The following is a 22,162-nucleotide window of genomic DNA, read 5'->3' as shown; positions in this document are numbered from 1 at the left end:
CCACGTCCACGTCCACGTCCACGTCCACGCGAGGCTGCCACGGCCGGCGCGGCCCCCCGCACCCCGTCGCGTCACTGCTTGGCGGTGGCCCAGTCGTGCTGTGCCCGCACGTTCGCCTTCACCTCGGCCAGCTGGATCGCGACCGCGCTCGGGGCGGTGCCGCCCCGGCCGTTGCGGGAGGCCAGCGCGCCCTGGACGTTCAGGACCGAGCGGACCTCGGGGGTCAGATGGGCGCTGATCTTCGCGAACTGGTCGTCCGTCAGCTCGTCCAGCTCCTTGCCCTCGGCCTCCGCCGCCTTGACGCACTCGCCGGCGACCTCGTGCGCGACACGGAACGGCACACCCTGCTTGACGAGCCACTCGGCGATGTCGGTGGCGAGCGAGAAGCCGGCCGGGGCCAGTTCCTCCATGCGCTCACGGTGCACGGTCAGGGTGGCGACCATGCCGGTGAAGGCGGGCAGCAGCACCTCGAGCTGGTCGCAGGAGTCGAAGACCGGCTCCTTGTCCTCCTGGAGGTCGCGGTTGTAGGCGAGGGGGAGGGCCTTGAGGGTGGCCATCAGCCCGGTCAGGTTGCCGATCAGACGGCCGGACTTGCCGCGCGCCAGCTCCGCGATGTCGGGGTTCTTCTTCTGCGGCATGATCGACGAACCCGTGGAGAAGGCGTCGTGCAGCGTCACGAAGGAGAACTCCTTCGTGTTCCAGATGATGATCTCCTCGGCGATCCGGGAGAGGTTCACGCCGATCATCGCGGTGATGAACGCGAACTCCGCGACGAAGTCCCGCGAGGCGGTGCCGTCGATGGAGTTGCCGACGCTGCCGTTCTCGAAACCGAGGTCCTCGGCCACAGCCTCCGGGTCCAGGCCGAGGGAGGAGCCGGCGAGGGCGCCCGAGCCGTACGGCGAGACGGCCGTGCGCTCGTCCCACTGACGCAGCCGCTCGGCGTCCCGGGAGAGGGACTGCACATGGGCGAGGACGTGATGGGCGAAGAGCACCGGCTGGGCGTGCTGGAGGTGGGTGCGGCCCGGCATGGCCACGTCGGGGTGGGCCTCCGCCAGGCCGACCAGGGCGTCCTGGAGATCGGCGATCAGCCCGCCGACGATCCGGGCGTGGTCGCGCAGGTACATCCGGAAGAGGGTGGCGATCTGGTCGTTGCGCGAGCGGCCGGCGCGCAGTTTGCCCCCGAGGTCGGGGCCGACGCGCTCCAGGAGACCGCGTTCCAGAGCGGTGTGGACGTCCTCGTCGGCGATCGTGCCCACGAAGGAGCCGTCGGCGACGTCCGCCTCGAGCGTGCCGAGGCCCGCGATCATCCGGGTCAGCTCGTCCTCGGTGAGCAGGCCGGCCTTGTGCAGCACGCGCGCGTGGGCGCGGGAACCGGCGATGTCGTAGGGAGCGAGCCGCCAGTCGAAGTGGACGGACGCGGACAGCTTCGCCAGGGCCTCGGCGGGACCGTCGGCGAAACGACCGCCCCAGAGCCGTACGTCACCGCTGTTGCTGCTCACTTGCGTTGCTCCTCACCGCTGCATTCTCCGACCTGCATGATTATGCAGAGGTCTGCATGATTCGTCAATCCGAGTGTCCGGAGGAGAGGGCCAGTGCGTGCCCGGATGAGTTGCGAAGACTTTTTGAAGATGCCTTGAACAACGGCAACCGCTTACCCGTACTCACCGCTGAACGCCGGCCGCGTCAAACAAACCCACTCCTGACCCAAGTGAGGCACCGCATGTCCAGGGCTCTTCCGAAGTACAACAAGCGTCGTGTGGTCGTCATCGGCGCGGCCGCCGCTCTGGCCCTGACCGGTGCGGTGGTCGTGAACTCCGCGCTCGCCGGTGAGTCGTCCAAGGGCGGTGCGACCAACGCCCAGACGCTGGCCGCCGGTCCCGGCACGATCACCTGCCCGGACGTGGCCTCGCAGCTGCCCGCGGTCCCCGCCACCGCCAAGGCCGAGGTGGACCGCAACCTCGCCCTCCTCCAGACGCAGATCAACGAGGCCAACACTCGCCTCCAGAACACCGTCGGCCAGGGCGGCCCCAACTTCGTGCAGAACGCGATTCTCGGCCCGCTGAAGGGCAAGCGCGAGTCCACGATCGACCGTATCGCCATCTCGATCGGCCGCAAGGGCACCAAGCCGCAGGGCCTGAACGCCCTCGCCGGCTGCGCGCTGAACGCGGGCGGCGCGGCGAACAACGGCGGCGCGGCCGCCCCGGCGGCCGGTAACGCGGGCAACAAGGGAAACAACGCGAACGCCGGGAACAACGCAAACGCGGGGAACAAGGGCAACGCCGGTAACGCCGGTAACGCCGGTAACGCGGGCAACGCCAATGGCGTCGGCACGATCACCTGCCCGGACGTGGCCTCGCAGCTGCCCGCGGTCCCCGCCACCGCCAAGGCCGAGGTCGACCGCAACCTCGCCCTCCTCCAGACGCAGATCAACGAGGCCAACACCCGCCTCCAGAACACCGTCGGCCAGGGCGGCCCCAACTTCGTGCAGAACGCGATCCTCGGCCCGCTGCAGGGCAAGCGCGAGTCCACGATCGACCGCATCGCCATCTCGATCGGCCGCAAGGGCACCAAGCCGCAGGGCCTGAACGCCCTCGCCGCCTGCCAGCTGAACAAGTGAGGTGACAGGTGCGGCGGCCGCCCCGGGACAGCACCGGCACGGGGCGGCCGCCGCGGCGCACGCACGTCCGGCCGGATCCCGTATTTCCTTAGACGACCGAAATACTTTCCCGGATACTTCGTAACCATGGGAAAGACCTACGAGCGCATAGACGGAAGGCTCCGTTCGTTCATCGAGGAGCAGCCCCTCTTCTTCACCGCGACCGCGCCCCTGTCCGGCGACGGCACGGTCAACCTCTCCCCCAAGGGCCTCAAGGGCTCGTTCGCGGTGCTCGACGAGCACACCGTGGCCTACCTCGACTTCGCCGGCTCCAATGCCGAGACCGTCGCGCACCTGCGGGAGAACGGCCGGATCACCCTGATGTGGTGCGCCTTCGAGGGGCCGCCGAACATCGTGCGGGTGCACGGCCGGGGCGAGCCGGTCTTCCGCGACGACCCGCGCTTCGGCGAGCTCCTGGACCGCTTCCCGGACATCGACCCGAGCGCCCACGGACTGCGCGCGATCATCGTGGTGCACGCCGAACTCGTCCGGGACACCTGCGGTTACGCGGTGCCCTTCATGACCTACGACGAGGAACGCGAGCTGCACGGCAAGCGCTTCGCCCGGGAGGACGACGTCTCGCTCGACGCGTACTTCGCGAAGAAGGACCACATCGCCACGAGCATCGACGGGCTGCCCGGTCTGCCGCTGCCGCTCCCTCCGTTGCAGGCTCTGCCGCCGCGGCCGCCGGTCTGACGCACGGTCGGACCCTCCCGGACTGCCCACGACGACGGGGGCCCTTAGCGTCTTCGCATGTCTCCTCGTGTCGTCGCCGCCGGCCTCGTCGTCGCTTCCCTGCTCGTGCTCGGCGCGGCCCCCGGGGCCGGGGCGGTCCCGCACGCCGAGGCGCCGGCGCCGCATGACGCGCCCCTGCCCGCCCTGATGGCGGACCCGGGCCCCGGCGCCCAGCTGATCACCGCCCTGGCGCCGAGGACCGGCTCCGTCGCGGGCGTCGTCTCCTGGTGGGACCTGCGGGACGGGCGATGGGTGCGGGCCGGTTCAGCACCCGCCCGCTTCGGCGCGAAGGGACTCGTCGAGGGCGCCGAGCGCCGGCAGGGCACGAACACCACGCCCACGGGCCTGTACGACCTCCCCTTCGCCTTCGGCGTCCAGGCCCCGCCCCGCGGGACGTCGTACCCGTACCGTCCGGTCCACGAGGACTCCTGGTGGTGCCAGGACAACGCCTCCCGCGCCTACAACCGCTGGACCGAGCCGCGGCCGGCCGACTGCCGGGCCGGCGAGTCCGAGCACCTGGTCGGCTACCGCGCGCAGTACGCGCACGCCCTGGTCATCGGCTTCAACTACCGCAAGCCCGTGCGCGATCGCGGTGCGGGCATCTTTCTGCACGTCGACGGACGCGGGGCGACGGCGGGGTGCGTGTCGGTGCCGGCCGGCGCGATGCGACGGCTGCTCGCGTGGGCGCGGCCGGAGAAGCGGCCGCACATGGCGATCGGCACGGCGAGCGGGCGGACCGCCATCACGCGGTACTGAGCCCGGCGCCGCTCCCCCCTTCAGCACCGGTTACCGGGGGTCACGTCCGTCGGCGGCCCTGTACGCGGACTCTCGCCGAGACTGAACGCTCCGCGCCCGTGGCCCGTATCTGAGGGCCAAGGGTCCGCACCCACGGAGGAACAGTGACCACGACGATCGCCGGCGGCCGTGCCGCCCGCCGCCAGACGATGCGCCGCATCCGTCCGCGCCGCTCACCGGCCGTGCCGCTGCTGATCGCCGTCTGGGCGGGAGCCGCGGGCGTGCTGTGGCTGTGGTGGAACAACACGCCCAACATCGCGGACGACAACAGCAAGATCCTCAACGCGGGGCGGATCACCGGCCTGCTCGCCGGATACCTGATGGCTCTCGTCGTGCTGCAGATGGCCCGGGTGCCGGCGCTGGAGCGCCGGGTGGGCTCGGACCGGGTCGCCCGCTGGCACGCGATGAGCGGCCGGTACACGCTCTGCCTGACGTTCGCGCACGTGTTCCTCATCATGTGGGGATACGCGCTGCAGGCCGGGAAGTCGCTCGGCGACATCGTCTCGCAGACCGTCGACTCGGTGAACCAGCTGCCCGACATGGGCAAGGCCGCCATCGGCACCGGTCTGCTGCTGCTCATCGGCGTGGTGTCCATCGGCCCGGTGCGGCGCAAGATGCCGTACGACACCTGGTACCACATCCACCTGATGACGTACGCGGCCGTGTTCTTCACGTTCTGGCACCAGATCACCACCGGCAACGACTTCGCCGTCGAACCGACCGCGAAGACCGCCTGGTACGCGCTGTACGGCTCGGTCACCGCGCTGGTCGTCTGGTACCGGGTCATCACCCCCGTGCGGCTGAACCTGCGTCACCGCCTGTACGTCGAGGCGGTCATCGAGGAGACGCCGGGCATCGTGTCGGTGCTCATCGGCGGACGCAAGCTGCACCGGATGGGCGCGGAGGCCGGTCAGTTCTTCCGCTGGCGGTTCATGGCGCCGGGGATGCGCATGAGCTCCCACCCCTACTCGCTGTCCGCGGCGCCCCGCCCGGAGCTGCTGCGGATCACCGTCAAGGCGATCGGCGACCACAGCGCGGCGCTGCGCGAGCTGACCCCCGGCACGAAGGTGTGGGCCGAGGGTCCGTACGGTGCGATGACGGCGTCCCGGCGCAGCCGCGGCAAGGTGCTGCTGGTGGCCGGCGGGGTCGGCATCACCCCGATGCGGGCGCTGTTCGAGACGCTGCCGGGCGCGGCCGGTGACATCACCCTGCTGTACCGGGCCAACAGCACGCAGGACCTGGCCCTGTGGGACGAGCTGGCGAAGATCGCCGACGAGCGCGGGGCACGGCTGATGTACGCCGTCAACAGCCCCGACGGGGAGCGCCCCGACATCTCGGCGGAGTCCCTGCAGCGGAAGATCCCCGACATCGACAGCCACGACGTCTTCATGTGCGGGCCGAACGGCTTCGCCCAGGGCGTGTACGAGGCACTGCGCGGCGCCGGGGTTCCCGCCCGCCGCATCCACCACGAGTCGTTCGAGATGTGAGCGACCCGTACGCACGGGAACCTCGCCACCAAAGGGAATCAGGAGCTCAGGAAGCGATGAGGAAGAGTCACCCGCTTCGGCGGGTCGTGCTGGCCACCGCCGCCACCGTGTCCGGGGTCGTGCTGCTGCTGTCGCTGAAGCCGTCGACCGACCCGGACGCCGCGCAGGCGGCCGGCGCGGGCGCCGGCGCGGCCCAGGAGGCCGCCCAGGGCGGCGCGGGCGCGGTCGTGTCGGGAACGATGACCGGTGACGCGGCGCAGACCCAGTACGGGGCCGTGCAGGTCCGCATCACCGTCGTCGAGAACAAGATCACCAAGGCGGAGGCCGTTCAGGCCCCCAAGGGCGGCACCAGCACCCAGAAGACGGAGCTGGCCGTCCCCAAGCTGAACGCCGCGGTGGTCGCCCGGCAGAGCGCGAACATCGACACGGTGTCCGGCGCCACCTACACCAGCGAGGGCTACAAGAAGTCCCTGCAGTCCGCGATCGACAAGGCGAACGCGAGCGCCGGAGCCTCCCAGGGCTCCGGGAGCGCGCAGGCCGCCGGCACGTTCACCGGGGACGCCGCACAGACCCAGTACGGAGTCGTGCAGGTCCGCATCACGGTGGCGGGCGGCAAGATCACCAAGGCCGAGGCCGTACAGGCGCCCAAGGGCGGCACCAGCGACCAGAAGACCCAGCTGTCCGTCCCCAAGCTCAACCAGGAGGCGGTCGCCGCCGGCACCGCCGACATCGACTCCGTCTCCGGCGCCACCTACACCAGCGAGGGCTACAAGAAGTCCCTGCAGTCCGCACTGGACAAGGCGAAGGCGGGCAAGGGGTCGTCGTCGGGCTCCGGGAACGCCGGCGGTTCCTCGTCCGGCTCCTCCGCGGGCTCCTCCGGCTCCGCCGGCGCCGCGCAGGCCAAGACCGTCACCGGCAGCGTCGAGCAGACGCAGTACGGGCCGGTGCAGGTCCGCATCACGGTGGCGGGCGGCAAGATCACCAAGGCCGAGGCCGTACAGGCGCCCAAGGGCGGCACCAGCGACCAGAAGACCCAGCTGTCCGTCCCCAAGCTCAACCAGGAGGCGGTCGCCGCCGGCACCGCCGACATCGACTCCGTCTCCGGCGCCACCTACACCAGCGAGGGCTACAAGAAGTCCCTGCAGTCCGCACTGGACAAGGCCGGTGTCTGACACGGTGGCCGAGTCGGCGGCGGCCCCGGCGGTGGTGCGGCACGCGGAAGAGGTCATGGGGACCGTCTTCTCGTTCGACGTCCGCGGCGGCGACGCCGACGCGGTGCGGGCGGCGCTGGACGAGGCGGTCGCGTCGCTGCACCGCGTGAACGAGGTGTTCAGCACCTACCGCGAGGACAGCCAGGTCTCCCGCCTGGCGCGCGGCGAGCTGACGCTCGCGGAGTGCGACCCCGAGGTGGCCGAGGTGCTGGAGCTGGGCGCCGAGGCGGAACGGACGAGCGACGGCTGGTTCAGCATGCGCTACCAGGGCCGGCTCGACCCGACGGGCATCGTGAAGGGCTGGGCCGCCGAGCGCGCGGCACGGCTGATCGCGGCGGCGGACGTGAGCGGGGTGAGCGTCAACGGCGGCGGGGACGTGCAGCTGCTCGGCGTCCCCGGGCCCGAGCGGCCGTGGCGGGTCGGCGTCTCCGACCCGCTGCGTCCCGGCGGGCTCGCGGCGGTGGTCTCGGCGGCGGGCGCGGACGAGCTGGCGGTGGCGACCTCCGGGACGTCGGAGCGCGGCGCGCACATCGTGGACCCGCGCACGGGCCGCTCCGCGGTGACCGACCTGGTCGCCGTGACCGTGGTGACACCCCGGCTGACCTGGGCGGACTGCTGGGCCACCGCGGCCTTCGCGATGGGTTCGCGGGAGGCGCTGGGCTGGCTGGAGTCCCTCCCGGACGTCGAGGCCTTACTCATCACGGCAGGCGACGAGGTCCGCTGCACGGGCGGCTTGGCATCCCGCCTGGGCTGACCCACACCCCTCCGGGGGCACGGAAACCCACCCCCGAGACCACCCCCTCAGGGGCGCGGGGAACGGCTCAAAATCCGCCCCTACCGACCCGCACCCACCCACGCGGGCGGCCCCAGGGGCGCCGGGAACCGCGCAACCAGCCCCACCGGACCCGCAACGACCCACACGCGCAACCACCCCCTCAGGGGCGCGGGGAACTGCGCAAACCGGCCCCCACCGACCCGCACCCACCCACGCGGGCGGCCACAGGGGCGCGGGGAACCGCGCAACCGGACCCGCAGCGACCCACACGCGCAACCACCCCCTCAGGGGCGCGGGGAACTGCGCAAACCGGCCCCCAGCCGGCGCACAGACGTGGGCCCCCGCGGCGGCAGCCGTCAGTGGCCGTTCTGCGCCAGCCGCAGGAGATGGTCGGCGAGCGCCTGCCCTCCGGTGGCCTCCCTGCTGATCAGCAGCAGCGTGTCGTCGCCGGCGATGGTCCCCAGGATGTCGTGCAGCTCGGCCTGGTCGATCGCCGAGGCGAGGAACTGCGCGGCCCCCGGAGGGGTCCGCAGGACCACGAGGTTGGCGGACGCCTCCGCGGAGATCAGCAGCTCCTGCGACAGCCGCCGCATCCGCTCCTCCTTCGCCGACTCCCCGAGCGGCGCCCGGGGGGTGCGGAATCCCCCCTCGCTGGGCACCGCGTAGATCAGGTCGCCGTCGGTGTTGCGGATCTTCACCGCGTTCAGCTCGTCGAGGTCGCGGGAGAGCGTCGCCTGGGTGACGCTCAGCCCGTCGTCCGACAGCAGCTTCGCCAGCTGGCTCTGCGAGCGCACCGCCTGCCGGTTGAGGATGTCCACGATCCGGCGGTGACGCGCGGTGCGGGTCTGCGGCACGGCGGGCCCGTTGGCCCCCGGGTGCTCATGGTCCTGCGCCTGACTCATCGTCGTCTCATTCTCCGGATCGGTCCCCGTCCACTGCGTCGAGGATGCCGGGCAGCGCCCCGAGGAACGCCTCCACCTCGTCGTCGCCGAGGTTCAGCGGCGGCATCAGTCGGATGACGTCGGGGGCGGGCACGTTCACCAGGAACCCGGCCTCCTGAGCCGCCTGGCGCGCCTGGGGCGCGAGGGGCTCGGTGAGCACGATACCCAGGAGGAGGCCGGCTCCCCGGACATAATCGATCAACGGGTGGCCGACGGCCTCGATTCCGTCCCGCAACTTCTCGCTCTGCCGCTTGACGTTCTCCAGCAACCCCTCGTTCTCGATCGTCTCGAGGACGGCGAGGCCGGCGGCGCAGGCGACCGGGTTGCCGCCGAAGGTGGTCCCGTGCTGGCCCGGCTGCAGCAGTTCCGCCGCCCGTCCGAAGGCGACCGTCGCGCCCAGCGGCAGTCCGCCGCCGAGGCCCTTCGCCAGCGTGACGACGTCCGGCAGGACGCCCTCGTGGGCCTGGTACTCGAACCACTGCCCGGTCCGGCCGACGCCGGTCTGCACCTCGTCGAGGACCAGCAGCGCGCCGGTCGCGGCGGTGATGGCGCGGGCGGCCTTCAGATACCCGGCGGGCGGCACGACGACGCCCAGCTCGCCCTGGATCGGCTCGAGGACGACGAGTGCCGTCTCCTCGGTGACGGCGGCGGCCAGCGCCTGCGCGTCGCCGAACGGCACATGTGTGACGTCGCCGGGCAGCGGCAGGAACGGTTCCCGCTTGCCCTGCTGGCCGGTGAGCGCGAGGGCGCCCATGGTCCGGCCGTGGAACGCGCCCTCGGTGGCGACGACATGGGTCCGCCCGGTCAGCCGGCCGATCTTGAAGGCGGCCTCGTTCGCCTCGGCGCCCGAGTTGCAGAAGAAGACCCTGCCGTCCCGGCCGAAGTGCCGCAGCAGCCGTTCGGCGAGCGCGACGGTCGGCTCGGCCATGAAGAAGTTGGAGATGTGGCCGAGGGAGCCGATCTGGCGGCTCACCGCCTCGACGACGGCCGGGTGGGCGTGACCGAGGGCGTTGACCGCGATGCCGCCGACGAAGTCCAGGTACTCCTTGCCGTCGGCGTCCCAGACCCGGCTGCCCTCGCCGCGCGCCAGGGGCAGCAGCGGGGTGCCGTAGTTGTTCATGAACGCGCTCTGCCACCGCGCGGTCAGTTCCTGGTTGGCGTCGCTCACGGCTCCCCCTGTCCGTCCGGCACGACCATCGTGCCGATCCCTTCGTCGGTGAAGATCTCCAGCAGGATCGAGTGCTGGACGCGCCCGTCGATGACCCGGGCGGTGGTGACGCCGCCTCGCACGGCGTGCAGGCAGCCCTCCATCTTCGGGACCATGCCGGAGCTCAACTCCGGCAGCAGCTTCTCCAGTTGGGAGGCGGTGAGGCGGCTGATCACCTCGTCGCTGTTGGGCCAGTCCTCGTAGAGGCCCTCGACGTCCGTGAGGACCATGAGGGTTTCGGCGCCCAGAGCAGCAGCGAGTGCCGCAGCCGCCGTATCAGCATTGACGTTGTAGACATGTCCGTCGTCCTGGCTCCTGGCGATCGACGAGACGACCGGGATGCGGCCGTCGGCGAGCAGTGCCTCGATGGCGCCCGTGTCGATCGCGGTGATCTCGCCGACCCGCCCGATGTCGACCGACTCGCCGTCGATCTGCGGCTGGTGCTTGGTGGCGGTGATGGTGTGCGCGTCCTCGCCGGTCAGTCCGACGGCGAGCGGGCCGTGCTGGTTGAGCAGGCCGACCAGCTCGCGCTGGACCTGCCCGGCGAGCACCATCCGTACGACGTCCATGGCCTCTTCGGTGGTGACGCGCAGGCCGGCCTTGAACTCGCTGACGATGCCGTGCCGGTCGAGGGCGGCGCTGATCTGCGGACCGCCGCCGTGCACGACGACCGGCCTGATGCCGGCGTGGTGCAGGAAGACGACGTCCTGCGCGAAGGCGGCCTTCAGGTCGTCGTCGATCATGGCGTTGCCGCCGAACTTGATGACGACGGTCTTGCCGTTGTGGCGGACCAGCCAGGGCAGCGCCTCGATGAGGATCTGCGCCTTGGGGAGCGCGGTGTGTTTGCGGGTCGTGTTGCTCATGAGGAGTACGCGCTGTTCTCGTGGACGTAGTCGGCGGTCAGGTCGTTGGTCCAGATGACGGCCGACTCCGAGCCGGCGGCCAGGTCGGCGACGATGTGCACCTCGCGGTAGCGCATGTCGACCCGGTCGCGGTCCTCGCCGACGCCGCCGTTCCTGCAGACCCAGACGCCGTTGATGGCGACGTTGAGGCGGTCCGGCTCGAAGGCGGCGGAGGTGGTGCCGATCGCGGAGAGCACCCGGCCCCAGTTGGGGTCCTCTCCGTGGACGGCGCACTTGAGGAGGTTGTTGCGGGCGATCGAGCGGCCCACCTCGACGGCGTCCTCCTCGCTGGCGGCGCCCACGACCTCGACCTTGATGTCCTTGCTCGCGCCCTCGGCGTCGCGGATGAGCTGCTGGCCGAGGTCGTCGCACACGGTGCGCACGGCCGCGGCGAACTCCTCGTACGGCGGAGTGACGCCGGCGGCTCCGGAGGCCAGCAGCAGCACGGTGTCGTTGGTCGACATGCAGCCGTCGGAGTCGACGCGGTCGAAGGTGACCCGGGTGGCGTCGCGCAGCGCCTTGTCCAGGGTCCCGCTGTCGAGGTCGGCGTCGGTGGTGAGGACGACCAGCATGGTGGCGAGGCCGGGGGCGAGCATCCCGGCGCCCTTGGCCATGCCGCCGACACTCCAGCCGTCGCCCTGTGCCACGGACGTCTTGTGGACGGTGTCCGTCGTCTTGATGGCGATGGCGGCCTTCTCGCCGCCGTGCTCGGACAGCTGACCGGCGGCGGTCTCGATCCCCGGCAGCAGCTTGTCCATCGGGAGCAGGACGCCGATGAGGCCGGTGGAGGCGACGGCGACCTCACCCGCGCCGATCTCCAGCACCTCGGCGGCCTTCTCGGCCGTCGCGTGCGTGTCCTGGAAGCCCTTGGGTCCTGTACACGCGTTGGCGCCACCGGAGTTCAGCACGACGGCGGTCACCTCGCCGCTCTTCAGGACCTGCTCGGACCACAGCACGGGCGCGGCCTTCACGCGGTTGGAGGTGAAGACGCCGGCGGCGGCGCGGCGGGGTCCGTTGTTGACCACGAGGGCCAGGTCCGGGTTGCCGTTCTCCTTGATTCCGGCGGCGATGCCCGCCGCCGTGAATCCCTTGGCTGCCGTGACGCTCACGGTGCGACTCCGATCGTGGAAAGCCCGGTGGTCTCGTCGAGGCCGAGGGCGATGTTCATGCTCTGCAGGGCGCCGCCGGCGGTGCCCTTGGTCAGGTTGTCGATGGCGCTGACGACGATGACGCGGTCCACGGCCCCGTCGTACGCGACCTGCACCTGCACGGCGTTGGAGCCGTAGACGGAGGCCGTCGCGGGCCACTGCCCCTCGGGGAGGAGGTGGACGAACGGCTCGTCGGCGAAGGCCTTGGCGTAGGCGGCGCGTACGGACTCGGCGGTGACGCCGGGCTTCGCCTTGGCGCTGCACGTGGCGAGGATGCCGCGGGACATCGGCACGAGGGTGGGCGTGAAGGAGACGGAGACGGGCTCCCCCGCGGCGGTGCTCAGGTTCTGGATCATCTCCGGGGTGTGCCGGTGGCCGCCGCCCACGCCGTACGGCGACATGGACCCCATGACCTCGGAGCCCAGCAGGTGCGTCTTGGGCGCCTTGCCGGCGCCGGAGGTGCCGGAGGCGGCGACGATCACGGCCTCCGGCTCGGTCAGGCCCGCCGCGTACGCCGGGAAGAGCGCGAGCGAGACGGCCGTCGGATAGCAGCCGGGGACCGCGATGCGCTTGGACCCCTCCAGCGCTGCGCGGCCGCCCGGCAGTTCGGGGAGGCCGTAGGGCCAGGTCCCGGCGTGCGCGGAGCCGTAGAACCGTTCCCAGTCGGCCGGGTCCTTCAGCCGGAAGTCGGCCCCCATGTCGACGACGAGGACCTCCGGGCCGAGCTGCTCGGCCACGGCAGCCGACTGGCCGTGCGGGAGAGCGAGGAAGACGACGTCGTGTCCGGCGAGGACCTCCGGGGCGGTCTCCTGGAGTACGCGGTCGGCCAGCGGCAACAGGTGCGGCTGGAGCCCGCCCAGCCTCTGCCCCGCGTTGGAATGGCCGGTCAGGGCGCCGATCTCGACCCCGGGGTGCGCGAGGAGCAGGCGCAGCAGCTCTCCGCCCGCGTACCCGCTCGCTCCGGCCACCGCCGCACGTACCACCATGACTCCTCCTCCTGGATGGCATGACTATACGTTTCCATGCACGTTTATGCAATCCATGCAGGGGTCGGCCCGGAGGGATCTTTGCCCGCCGGGCCGTCCCGCCTAACCTCGGCCGGGGGTCGCCATGACGCCGATGACCGGCCCGGACCCGACCGGCGGCACGGCCGCGGGCGGGCCCGGCGCCGGCGCCGGGACGCGCCTGGGGGCCTGTGACGTCCGGCGGGCGTGAGCGCTGGTCCGCCCGCGCCCGCCGGGCTCCGCTAACGCTGCCTGATCCGCAGGAAGGTGATCGAGTTCGCCGGGAAGGTGTAGGTGAACTTCCCTGCGACCCCGGTGACGGTGGAGGTCACCGGGGCGACCGGCGTCGCGGTCTCCGTGTTGACCGCGTCCGGGGCCGCGGCGAGGGTCGTCGCCTTCGCCTTGGAGGCCACCCTGGCGCCGCCGAGGTCGACGGCCGTGCGGGCGTCCGAGGACTGGGCGTTGACGACCTTGACGATCAGGTCGCCGGTCTTCCCGTCCTTGGTGACGACCTGGCGGAACGGCTCGGCCGGCTTGTCGTCGGTGAAGCGGCCCCACTCCTGGCCGTCGAGGTAGAGGGTCACCTGGCGGCCGCGCACCTTGACGTCGACGTCGTAGGCGCGGCCCGTCTCGACGGACCCGGCCTTGGAGATCAGCGTCGACTTGCCGCCGTCCACGGCCTGCTCGACGGCCGACTGGGTGTTGTTCCAGCCGCCCAGGTTCCACCAGTAGTAGTTGCCGGTGTCCTTGACGCCGAACGCGACGAGGAACCCTTCCTTTCCGGACTTCTTGGTGGCCTTCACGTGCAGGTCGTAGTCGTGCCATGCGGTGTCACCGGCCGAGACCATGGTGTTCTCGGCGGCGGCGTCGGTCTGCACGTACTGCCCGTCCTGCAGCGACCAGCTGCCCCCGCCGGTGTGCGTCCACCGCGAGGCGTCGCCGGAGAAGTCGTCGCTCAGCAGCGACGCGCCGTCCGCGCCGGTCACCTTCACGTCGTCGTACGCGGCGCTCGTCGCCCAGGTCGACAGACCGACGGCGCCCGCGATCGGGCCCTGGAGGGAGGGGGTGCCGGTGGCCGTCGAGGGCACCACACGCTCGCCGACGTTGGTCATGAACAGTTTCTGGACCTCGTAGTTGGCGGAGTTCCAGGAGGCGTGGTTGTTGAACCACACCAGGTCCGGCCGCCACTGGACGTAGTCCTCGTTGGCGAACAGCGGCGCGTAGGAGGCGAGCTCGACGACGTCGGCGTTGCGTTCGAGGCCGGTCATGAACGCGGCTTCGGCCAGGCCGTTCTTGAAGGCGTTGCCCTGGGAGGCGTACTCGCCGAGGAAGACCTTGGGCCCGCTGCGGTCATAGGAGTCGTAGCGGTCGTTGTTCTGCAGGAACCACTGCGGACTGTTGTAGTAGTGCTCGTCGACCATGTCGACCTTGGCGTCCCGGTTGAGCTGCCAGGCCGTGTCGAAGGTCGGACCGGAATCGTCGGGACCGGAGTTGGAGATGACGGTGACGTCCGGGTACTTCGCCGCGATCGCGGCGCGGAACTCCTTGAAGCGGGCGAAGAACTCGGCCGGCAGGTTCTCCTCGTTGCCGACCTCGAGGTGGGTGAGGCGGAAGGGCCTGGGGTGGCCCATCTGTGCGCGCTTCCTGCCCCAGGTGGAGGTGACCGGACCGTTGGCGAACTCGATGAGGTCCAGGGTGTCCTGGATGTGGCGCTTCAGCAGTGCGTCGTCGACCACGGCCCTGTTCTGGCCGCAGCCGGTGACCAGGGCAGGGACCACGGGCAGCGGCATCGCGCCGACATCCTCGGCGAAGCGGAAGTACTCGTAGTAACCGAGGCCGTAACTCTGGTTGTAGCCCCAGAAGTTGGAGTTGACGGCGCGCTGCTCGACGGGCCCGACGGTGTCCTTCCACTGGTAGGAGCGGGCGCGCTGCCAGCCGGACGCCTCGCTGTAGTCCTGCATGGAACCGGTGTTCACCAGGCAGCCGCCGGGGAAGCGCACGAAGCCGGGGTGCAGGGCGGCGACCTTCTCGGCGAGATCCTTGCGCAGTCCGTTGGGCTCGCCGCGGTAGGTGTCCCGGGGGAACAGCGACACCATGTCGAGGGCGGCCGCGGCCGAGGAGCCCACCGTCAGACGGCCGTTGCTGCTGGTGCGGGCGGCGGTGAAGGACGCCCGGTACCGGACCCAGCCGCCGGTGCGCACGGCCACCGTGCGGGCGGCGGCCAGCGCGCCGTCGGCGTCCTGGAGGCTCACGGTGAGGGTGCTGCCGTGCTCGGCGCGGGCCCACACCGAGAAGTCGTACTTCTTGCCCTGCTCGACCCGGACGCCGGTGTTGTATCCGGAGTTCGTCACCGACGAGCCGGCGCCCAGCGCGAGGTAGTTGCGGTTGCGGTCGTTGAGACGGCCGGCGTCGTTCAGGACCTGCGCCGCGCCGTCGACCGCCCAGGAGGTCAGCGGGGTGTACGACCTGTTGTCGACGGCGGCGTACTCGAAGGAGCGGTTCTGCACGAGTTCGGCGTACAGGCCGCCGTCGGCCGCCCGGTTGATGTCCTCGAAGAAGACGCCGTACATCGTGTCGTCGATCTTCGCGCCCTTGGCCGACGGGTCGACGGTGATGGCGTAGTCGGTCACGGACTCGGCGTGCGCCGGGGCGGGGAGGAGTGCGGTGGCGGTCAGCAGGGCGGTGAGGGGAAGGCCGATTCTCCAGCGCGTGCGGGTGCGGGCGGTGGGGGTGGCGCTGCGTGGCATGAATAACTCCGCGGCTCGTTGATGCGAGTTGTTCTGCGCGTTGTTCTGCGAATGGCTCTGCGAATCGTTCGTTCGGCATATCGGACGATGATCAGCACTGCGAACGGCAAGATAGGGAGGTGCGAGAGGCACGTCAATGGGGCGTGCGACGGCGGGTGTGACGGAGGGCGGCGTCCCGTGGGCGAGTTCCGGCCAGTGCCGGACGTGCGGTTCGCCGGCCGGCCGCCCCTTTCGCGACCTGGATCTCACGACCGGACGGCACGTGGCCGACCACCCCTGCTCGGCGGACCTCTACCGAGGCGGGTTCACCGCCCCCGACGTCGACCGCCGGCGGACGCTCCGGCGCGTGGCCGGCCCCGCCGAGGACCTGCGCCTCATCACCGACTACGCGCGCGTGGGCTGAGTCGGCGCCCCTTCGAGGCGGAGGTTCCAGCGGCCCCCACGACCGGTGACGGTGGTCGTGGACAGCGGGCGCACGTCGATGTTCCAGTACGTCGAGGGCGGCGCCTTGAGCGCGTACACCAGGGCGGCGCGGATCACGCTCGGCTCGGCGACGGCGACGATGCGGCCGCCGTCCTCCACCGGCCGGGTGTCGAGCCAGCCGCCCACCCGGGAGATGAACCCGAGGAGGGACTCGCCGCCGTGCGGAGTGGCGAGGGGATCGGCCAGCCAGGCGTCCACGGCCTCCGGCTCCCGTGCCATCGCCTCGCCGAGTGTGAAACCGCGCCAGCGGCCCATGTCGCAGTCGCGCAGTGCGAGCTGCACCAGCGGGGCGTAGCCGAGCGCGTCCCCGGTGGCCCTGCTGCGCGGGGTCGGCGAGCAGTAACGCAGCTCGGCGGCGGCGAGCGGGATCAGCTCGGCGGCCGCGCGCTGCACCTCGCCCCAGCCCGCCTGGTCCAGCGGGCGGTCGTCCTCGAAGCGTTCCGCGAGCAGCGGGGAGCTGCGAGCGGCGGCGACGAACGTGACCCGAAGTGGCATGCGGTGATGGTGAGCCGCGCAACTGCGCAGGTCAAGAGGTGTCGGCGGACGACCGGAAGAAAACTTACCGGCGGGTCAGGGCCCTTGGGACAAGTCGCCAGAAAACAGCGCCGTCACGCCGTGCCGGACTTGTCGAAGATCAGCGCCATCCAGCGGTCCGGCTTCTCCAGCGCCTCGAAGCCGACCTGGCGGTACACCCCGTGCGCGTCCTGGGTGGCGAGCAGGACGCGGCGCAGACCGAGCGGCCGCAGGTGGTCGCGCACGGCGGCGACCAGCGCGGTGCCGATGCCCCGGCCCCGCGCCGCCCGGTCCACGTAGACGTCGCACAGCCACGCGAAGGTCGCGAGGTCCGTCACGACCCGCGCGTAGGCGACCTGCTCCCCCGACGCCGTGTCGTAGACGCCGAAGTTCAGCGAGCCGTCGATCGCCCGGTCCTGCTTCTCCCGCTCGCGGCCGACCGCCCAGTACGCGTCCGTGGACAGCCAGCGGTGCACGCGCTCGGCGTCGACGCGGGCGGGGTCGGTGGAGATCTCGTATCCCTCGGCGAGGGGCGGGGTGAGGTTCATGGCGTCCGTGGCAGTCATGGCCGGATCCTCACAGGACGGCGTTCACGCTGTCGAACGGTTTGCGGGCAGCGTCTCGTCGCACGCCGCCCGGAGCCGCCGGACCCCCTCGGCGATCTCCTCGGTCCCGGCGACGGCGGCGAAGCTCAACCGCACGTGGGCGGCCGGGGGTTCGGCGCTGAAGTAGGGCCGGCCGGGGGTGAGGGCGACGCCGGCGCGCAGGGCGGCGGCCGTGAACGCCGCCTCGGTCTGGGAGCCGACAGCCCTGGAGGCGTCCCCGGCTCCGTCGGGCAGCCGCAGCCACAGGTGGTAGCCGCCGGACGGGATGTGCGGCAGGTCGAGTTCGGGCAGCCGCAGCCGCAGCGCGGAGGTCATCGCGTCCCGCCGGGTCCGCAGCTCGGCCGCGACGGTGCGCAGATGGCGGGGCCAGGCGGGCGAGCCGACCAGTTCGAGCGCCGCCTCCTGCAGCGGGCGGGGCACGAAGAAGGTGTCGACGACCTGGATGGCGCGCAGCCGCTCCAGGACCGGCCCGCGCGCGGCCAGCGCGCTGACCCGGAAGCTCGGTGAGGTCGCCTTGGTCAGCGAACCCACGTGGACGACCACTCCGTCGGGGTCGTCGGCGACCAGCGGTCTCGGCAGCTGCCCGGCGTCCTCGTGAGCGAGCCGGCGCACGAAGTCGTCCTCGACGACGAACGCGCCCGCCTCCCGGGCGATGCGGAGCACCTCGGGGCGCCGGTCGGCGGCGAGCACGGCGCCCGTCGGGTTCTGGAACAGCGGCTGGCAGACGAACACCCGGGCGCCGGTGGCCCGGAACGCGTCGGCGAGCAGCTGCGGCCGCACCCCGTCCGGGTCGACCGGCACCGGCACCGGACGCAGCCCGGCCGAACGGGCGATCGCCAGCATGCCGGGGTACGTCGGCGACTCGACGAGGACCGGGGCGCCGGGCGGGGCGAGGGCGCGCAGGGCGGTGGTGAGCGCGGCCTGGCCGCCCGCGCTCACCAGCACCTCGGCTGCGGTGAGCGAGCCGCCGATGGCCCGGGCGAACCACTCGCGCAGCTCGGGCAGCCCTTCCATGGGCGGCCGCCCCCAGGCTCCGGGACGCCGCCCGGCTCGCGCCAGGGCCGCCGCCATGGCGCGTTCCGGCTGCAGCGAGGGGTGCAGATAGCCGCCGTTGAACTCGATCACGCCGGGCGGCGGAGCGGACAGCGACACCGTGACGCCCGAGGCGTCCACCGAACGCGGGACCAGGTCGGCGGCGCCGTCCGCGCTCAGCGCGACCTCCTGCCAGGAGGTGTCCGCCGCGGGCGCGGCCGTGACGCGCGTCGGCCGGGTCCGGAAGGCGCCTGCGCCGGGCCGGGTCACCACCAGGCCCTCGGCGGCCAGCTGCGCCAGCGCCCTCGAGACGGTCACCGGGCTCACCCGGAATCGCTCCACCAGGGCCCGGCTCGATGGGAGCTTTCCACCAGGAGAGTAGCGGTCGAGCTCCCCTCGCAGTCGATCCGCCAGTTCACCGACACTGCTACGCTCATGCATGACAGTACAGAGTAGCGCTACTGCACGGCCGGCGATAGCGGTCAGCACCTCTCGACCACGCGGTCACGGCACCCTGCAGGCCGCCCTCGGCGTCGTCGCCTTCTCGCTCACCTTCCCCGCCACCGCCTGGGGCCTCGAGGGCTTCGGACCGTGGTCGCTGGTCGCCGTGCGCAGCGTCCTGGCCGCCCTGATCGCGGGCGGGTGCCTGCTCGCGCTGCGCATCCCGCCGCCCGCCCGGCGGCACTGGGCGGGGATCGCCGTCGTCGCAGGCGGGGTGGTCGTCGGCTTCCCGCTGCTCACCACGCTCGCCCTGCGGACGTCCACCACCGCGCACGCCGCCGTCGTGGTCGGTCTGCTGCCGCTGACGACGGCGCTGCTGTCCGCCCTGCGCACCGGTGTGCGGCCGTCCCGCACGTTCTGGGCGGCGGCCGTGGCCGGCGCCTGCGCGGTGGCCGCGTTCACCGTGCAGCAGAGCGGCGGAGCCGTGACCACCGCCGACCTGTACCTGTTCGGGGCGCTGCTGGTGTGCGCGGCCGGCTACACCGAGGGCGGGAGGCTGGCCCGGGTGATGCCCGGCTGGCAGGTCATCGGCTGGGCGCTGGTGCTCTGCCTGCCCCTCGGCGTGCCCGCGGCCTTTCTGGCGCTCGCCCACGAAAGCGCCCACCTGACCGCGCACAGCGTGGCCGGGCTGCTGTGGGTCGCGGCGGGCTCGCAGTTCCTCGGCCTCGTGGTCTGGTACCGGGGCATGGCGGCCGTGGGCGTTCCCAAGGCCAGCCAGTTGCAGTTGGCCCAGCCCCTGCTCACACTGGTGTGGTCGGTGCTGCTGCTGGGCGAGCACCTCACGCCCGCCGCTCCGCTGACGGCGGCAGCCGTGCTCGTCTGCATCGCCGTCACACAGCGGGCGCGCGGCTAGTCCAGGAACGCGCCGCCGCTCCCGCATCGGGTGAGGAGGCCTACAGATGCGCGCAACCGAGGGCGACCAGTTCGTCCAGCACGGCAGGGTGGTCGGGCAACACGACAAGGTCGGCGAGATCCTCGAGGTGATGGGCCAGGCGGGCAACCCCCCGTACCGCGTCCGCTTCGAGGACGGACACGTCGGCGTGTGCTCACCCGGTCCCGACACCGAGATCCGTCACAGGACGGCCGGGGAGCACCGGCCGTGACGCGCCGCGGAGACTCCGCGGCCGCAGCTCACCGCGGAGCCTCCGCCCGTCTCGGGTAGTGGTCGGCGACCACGCGCGCCATCGCCCCGACCCGGTCCGCCCGCACGTCCTTGGCGGCGAAGAAGACGTGGCCGCGCACCTCGGGGTGCCGGGCCGCCAGATCGAGGTGGTCGGACAGCTCGGCCGGGTCCTGCCAGGCCGCGGGCTGCGTGGGATCGCCCGCCCGGTAGAGGGCCTCGCCGATGTACAGACGGGTGCGGCTGCCCTTCGCCACCTCCGCCCACCAGGGCACGAGCTTGGCGTAGTCGGCGACCGACAGCCCGATGTTCCAGTAGAGCTGCGGCACGACGTAGTCGATCCAGCCCTGACGCACCCACTTGCGGGTGTCGGCGTGGATGTCGTCGTACGACTGCAGCGCCCGGGTGTCGGAGCCGCGCGGGTCGGTGGAGGCGTTGCGCCACACCCCGAACGGGCTGATGCCGAACTGGGTCGTGGGCCGTACGGCCTTGATCCGGGCGGCGGTCTCCAGCACCAGCCGGTCGACGTTGTCGCGCCGCCAGGCGGCCCGGCTGGAGAAGGCGCCGCCGTGGGCGTCGTAGGCGGCCTCGTCGTCGAAGGTCTGGCCGGCCACCGGGTAGGGGTAGAAGTAGTCGTCGAAGTGCACGGCGTCCAGGGGGTACTTGCGGACCGCGTCCAGGATGGCGTCCTGGACGAAGGCGCGGACCTCGGGCAGGCCGGGGTTGTAGTAGAGCCTCCCGCCGAACGGGACCACCCAGTCCGGATGCCTGCGTGCGGGGTGGGAGGCGACGAGCCTCGTCAGGTCGTCGTGGGTGGCGACGCGGTACGGGTTGAACCAGGCGTGCAGCTGGAGGCCGCGCGCGTGGGCCTCCGTGACGGCCGTGCCGAGCGGGTCCCAGCCGGGCGAGCGGCCCTGGACGCCGGTGAGCACCTGGGACCACGGCTCGTACGGCGAGGGCCACAGCGCGTCGGCGGTGGGCCGCACCTGGAAGACCACCGTGTTGAGCCGTCTGCTGACCGCCAGGTCGAGCAACGCGATCAGTTCGGCGCGCTGCGTCGCCGCGGACAGGCCCGAGCGGGACGGCCAGTCGCGGTTGGAGACGGTCGCCAGCCACATCCCCCGCATCTCGCTCGTCGCTCTTCGCTCCCCCGCGGGAGCGGCCGCCGCACCCGTCGTGGTGAACGCCGACAGCGCTGCCAGCGCGAACGCCCGCCGGGTCAGTCGCCCCATCGCACACATCCCCACATACTCCGCGGATCCGTACGGTCACGGATCGTGTCGGGCCCCAGCATGCCCCCACCCCGGCGATCGATCATCGATACTTGCTAGTAACGTGCACGATCGGAGCAGGCCTGCCGGAATCCGGTGGGCGTGCTCCTGCCAACGAAGTCAGCGCGGCGAAAGGGACGATGTGACCGACATCGAACGGGTCGGAGTGGTGGGCTGCGGCCAGATGGGGGCGGGCATCGCCGAGGTCTGCGCCCGCGCCGGTCTCGACGTCAAAGTCGCCGAGACCACCGGCGAAGCCCTGGAGATCGGCCGTACCCGGCTCTTCAACTCCCTGGCCAAGGCCGCCGAGCGCGGCAAGATCTCCGAGGAGGAGCGCGACGCGACGCTGGCGCGCCTGAGCTTCACCACGGACCTCGGCGAGTTCGCCGACCGCGACCTGGTCGTCGAGGCGGTGGTGGAGAACGAGCAGGTCAAGACGGAGATCTTCCAGGTCCTCGACCAGGTGGTGACCCGCCCGGACGCGATCCTGGCCTCCAACACCTCCTCCATCCCGCTGGTGAAGCTGGCGGTCGCCACCTCGCGGGCCGACCAGGTCGTCGGCATCCACTTCTTCAACCCGGCCCCGGTGCAGTCGCTCGTCGAGCTGATCCCGGCGCTGACCACCTCCGAGGGCACGCTCGGCCGCGCCCAGCTGTTCGCGGAGAAGGTGCTGGGCAAGCACGCGATCCGCGCCCAGGACCGTTCCGGCTTCGTGGTCAACGCCCTGCTGATCCCGTATCTGCTCTCCGCGATCCGGATGTTCGAGACGGGCATCGCCAGCCGCGAGGACATCGACAACGGCATGGAGATGGGCTGCGCCCACCCGATGGGCCCGCTCAAGCTGAGCGACCTGATCGGCCTGGACACCGTGGCCTCGGTGGCGCAGAGCATGTACGACGAGTACAAGGAGCCGCTGTACGCCGCTCCCCCGCTGCTCCAGCGGATGGTCGACGCGGGCCGGCTCGGCCGCAAGACCGGCTCGGGCTTCTACACGTACTGACCGTCGGCGCCCTGCGGGAGGGGTCCGGC

Annotated in this window: 20 protein-coding genes and 1 pseudogene; 10 read left to right on the top strand and 11 right to left on the bottom strand. The window is 71.8% G+C overall.

Translation table 11 applies throughout. From position 1 onward, the window contains the following. Positions 1 to 71 precede the first annotated feature (71 nt). Positions 72 to 1,499: an argininosuccinate lyase gene (gene argH, locus ACN6LD_RS30400; RefSeq protein WP_445044877.1), complete on the bottom strand. Its 1,428-nt coding sequence runs from the start codon at positions 1,497 to 1,499 to the stop codon at positions 72 to 74. A 221-nt stretch (positions 1,500 to 1,720) separates the two neighbouring features. Between argH and ACN6LD_RS30395 the strand changes: the two genes are divergently transcribed. The 6 genes from ACN6LD_RS30395 (at position 1,721) to ACN6LD_RS30370 (ending at position 7,638) form a co-directional block, all read left to right on the top strand. After that, a complete protein-coding gene (locus ACN6LD_RS30395) occupies positions 1,721 to 2,617 on the top strand; it encodes a hypothetical protein (protein WP_445044876.1) in 897 nt (298 codons plus the stop codon). A 126-nt stretch (positions 2,618 to 2,743) separates the two neighbouring features. Further along, positions 2,744 to 3,352 (top strand): pyridoxamine 5'-phosphate oxidase family protein, encoded by a 609-nt coding sequence (locus ACN6LD_RS30390; RefSeq protein ID WP_445044875.1) that lies wholly within the window; start codon positions 2,744 to 2,746, stop codon positions 3,350 to 3,352. A 57-nt stretch (positions 3,353 to 3,409) separates the two neighbouring features. Continuing rightward, entirely contained in the window at positions 3,410 to 4,147 is a 738-nt protein-coding gene (locus ACN6LD_RS30385) for a L,D-transpeptidase family protein (RefSeq protein WP_319187503.1), read from the top strand. Positions 4,148 to 4,290: 143 nt separating this feature from the next. Further along, positions 4,291 to 5,673: a ferredoxin reductase family protein gene (locus ACN6LD_RS30380; RefSeq protein WP_266723678.1), complete on the top strand. Its 1,383-nt coding sequence runs from the start codon at positions 4,291 to 4,293 to the stop codon at positions 5,671 to 5,673. A 56-nt stretch (positions 5,674 to 5,729) separates the two neighbouring features. Then, positions 5,730 to 6,845, top strand: a complete 1,116-nt coding sequence (locus tag ACN6LD_RS30375) for an FMN-binding protein (RefSeq protein WP_445044874.1) — start codon at positions 5,730 to 5,732, stop codon at positions 6,843 to 6,845. Continuing rightward, on the top strand, positions 6,838 to 7,638 hold the full coding sequence (locus ACN6LD_RS30370) for an FAD:protein FMN transferase (protein WP_319187507.1): 801 nt from the start codon (positions 6,838 to 6,840) through the stop codon (positions 7,636 to 7,638). Before ACN6LD_RS30375 ends, ACN6LD_RS30370 begins: the two co-directional genes overlap by 8 nt. A 377-nt stretch (positions 7,639 to 8,015) precedes the next feature. Here ACN6LD_RS30370 and ACN6LD_RS30365 read toward each other — a convergent pair whose 3' ends face one another. The 6 genes from ACN6LD_RS30365 to ACN6LD_RS30340 all read right to left on the bottom strand — a co-directional run bounded on the left by ACN6LD_RS30365 (position 8,016) and on the right by ACN6LD_RS30340 (position 15,608). Further along, a complete protein-coding gene (locus ACN6LD_RS30365) occupies positions 8,016 to 8,561 on the bottom strand; it encodes an arginine repressor (RefSeq protein WP_057580416.1) in 546 nt (181 codons plus the stop codon). A gap of 7 nt (positions 8,562 to 8,568) precedes the next feature. Continuing rightward, a complete protein-coding gene (locus tag ACN6LD_RS30360) occupies positions 8,569 to 9,768 on the bottom strand; it encodes an acetylornithine transaminase (protein ID WP_445044873.1) in 1,200 nt (399 codons plus the stop codon). Next, positions 9,765 to 10,670, bottom strand: coding sequence for an acetylglutamate kinase (argB, locus tag ACN6LD_RS30355; protein ID WP_057580417.1), 906 nt, complete (start codon positions 10,668 to 10,670; stop codon positions 9,765 to 9,767). Before argB ends, ACN6LD_RS30360 begins: the two co-directional genes overlap by 4 nt. Next, a complete protein-coding gene (gene argJ, locus ACN6LD_RS30350; protein WP_319187511.1) occupies positions 10,667 to 11,818 on the bottom strand; it encodes a bifunctional glutamate N-acetyltransferase/amino-acid acetyltransferase ArgJ in 1,152 nt (383 codons plus the stop codon). Before argJ ends, argB begins: the two co-directional genes overlap by 4 nt. After that, positions 11,815 to 12,843, bottom strand: a complete 1,029-nt coding sequence (gene argC / locus ACN6LD_RS30345) for an N-acetyl-gamma-glutamyl-phosphate reductase (RefSeq protein WP_445044872.1) — start codon at positions 12,841 to 12,843, stop codon at positions 11,815 to 11,817. Before argC ends, argJ begins: the two co-directional genes overlap by 4 nt. A 260-nt stretch (positions 12,844 to 13,103) precedes the next feature. After that, the gene (locus ACN6LD_RS30340) at positions 13,104 to 15,608 is read right to left on the bottom strand and encodes an alpha-L-arabinofuranosidase C-terminal domain-containing protein (RefSeq protein ID WP_445044871.1); all 2,505 of its coding nucleotides are present in this window, start codon (positions 15,606 to 15,608) and stop codon (positions 13,104 to 13,106) included. A 201-nt stretch (positions 15,609 to 15,809) separates the two neighbouring features. Between ACN6LD_RS30340 and ACN6LD_RS30335 the strand changes: the two are divergent. Further along, positions 15,810 to 16,011: pseudogene (locus tag ACN6LD_RS30335) on the top strand (DUF6314 family protein); the annotation flags it as partial. On the opposite strand, the gene ACN6LD_RS30330 reads toward ACN6LD_RS30335, so the two are convergent. From ACN6LD_RS30330 to ACN6LD_RS30320, 3 genes are all read right to left on the bottom strand, one after another. Then, complete coding sequence (locus ACN6LD_RS30330; protein ID WP_319187517.1) at positions 15,993 to 16,586, bottom strand: histidine phosphatase family protein; 594 nt, start codon at positions 16,584 to 16,586, stop codon at positions 15,993 to 15,995. The pseudogene ACN6LD_RS30335 and the gene ACN6LD_RS30330 sit on opposite strands and share 19 nt — an antisense overlap. Positions 16,587 to 16,699: 113 nt before the next feature. Further along, entirely contained in the window at positions 16,700 to 17,152 is a 453-nt protein-coding gene (locus ACN6LD_RS30325) for a GNAT family N-acetyltransferase (protein ID WP_319187556.1), read from the bottom strand. A gap of 42 nt (positions 17,153 to 17,194) precedes the next feature. Further along, positions 17,195 to 18,682, bottom strand: a complete 1,488-nt coding sequence (locus ACN6LD_RS30320; RefSeq protein WP_445044870.1) for an aminotransferase-like domain-containing protein — start codon at positions 18,680 to 18,682, stop codon at positions 17,195 to 17,197. Between ACN6LD_RS30320 and ACN6LD_RS30315 the strand changes: the two genes are divergently transcribed. Next, positions 18,681 to 19,595: a DMT family transporter gene (locus ACN6LD_RS30315; protein ID WP_319187521.1), complete on the top strand. Its 915-nt coding sequence runs from the start codon at positions 18,681 to 18,683 to the stop codon at positions 19,593 to 19,595. The genes ACN6LD_RS30320 and ACN6LD_RS30315 overlap by 2 nt on opposite strands. A gap of 46 nt (positions 19,596 to 19,641) precedes the next feature. Then, positions 19,642 to 19,845: a DUF1918 domain-containing protein gene (locus tag ACN6LD_RS30310; RefSeq protein ID WP_319187523.1), complete on the top strand. Its 204-nt coding sequence runs from the start codon at positions 19,642 to 19,644 to the stop codon at positions 19,843 to 19,845. 28 nt (positions 19,846 to 19,873) lie between these two features. Here the strand turns inward: ACN6LD_RS30310 and ACN6LD_RS30305 are convergent, their stop codons facing one another. Then, positions 19,874 to 21,094 (bottom strand): glycoside hydrolase family 10 protein, encoded by a 1,221-nt coding sequence (locus tag ACN6LD_RS30305; protein WP_319187525.1) that lies wholly within the window; start codon positions 21,092 to 21,094, stop codon positions 19,874 to 19,876. A 181-nt stretch (positions 21,095 to 21,275) separates the two neighbouring features. Here ACN6LD_RS30305 and ACN6LD_RS30300 point away from each other — a divergent pair, with 181 nt between their 5' ends. Then, positions 21,276 to 22,133, top strand: coding sequence for a 3-hydroxybutyryl-CoA dehydrogenase (locus ACN6LD_RS30300; protein WP_445044869.1), 858 nt, complete (start codon positions 21,276 to 21,278; stop codon positions 22,131 to 22,133). Positions 22,134 to 22,162 lie beyond the last annotated feature (29 nt).

The sequence above is a fragment of the Streptomyces sp. SAS_272 genome (assembly GCF_052543235.1).
Note: the sequence above shows the minus strand (reverse complement) of the source record. Positions and strands in the feature narration are given on the sequence as shown.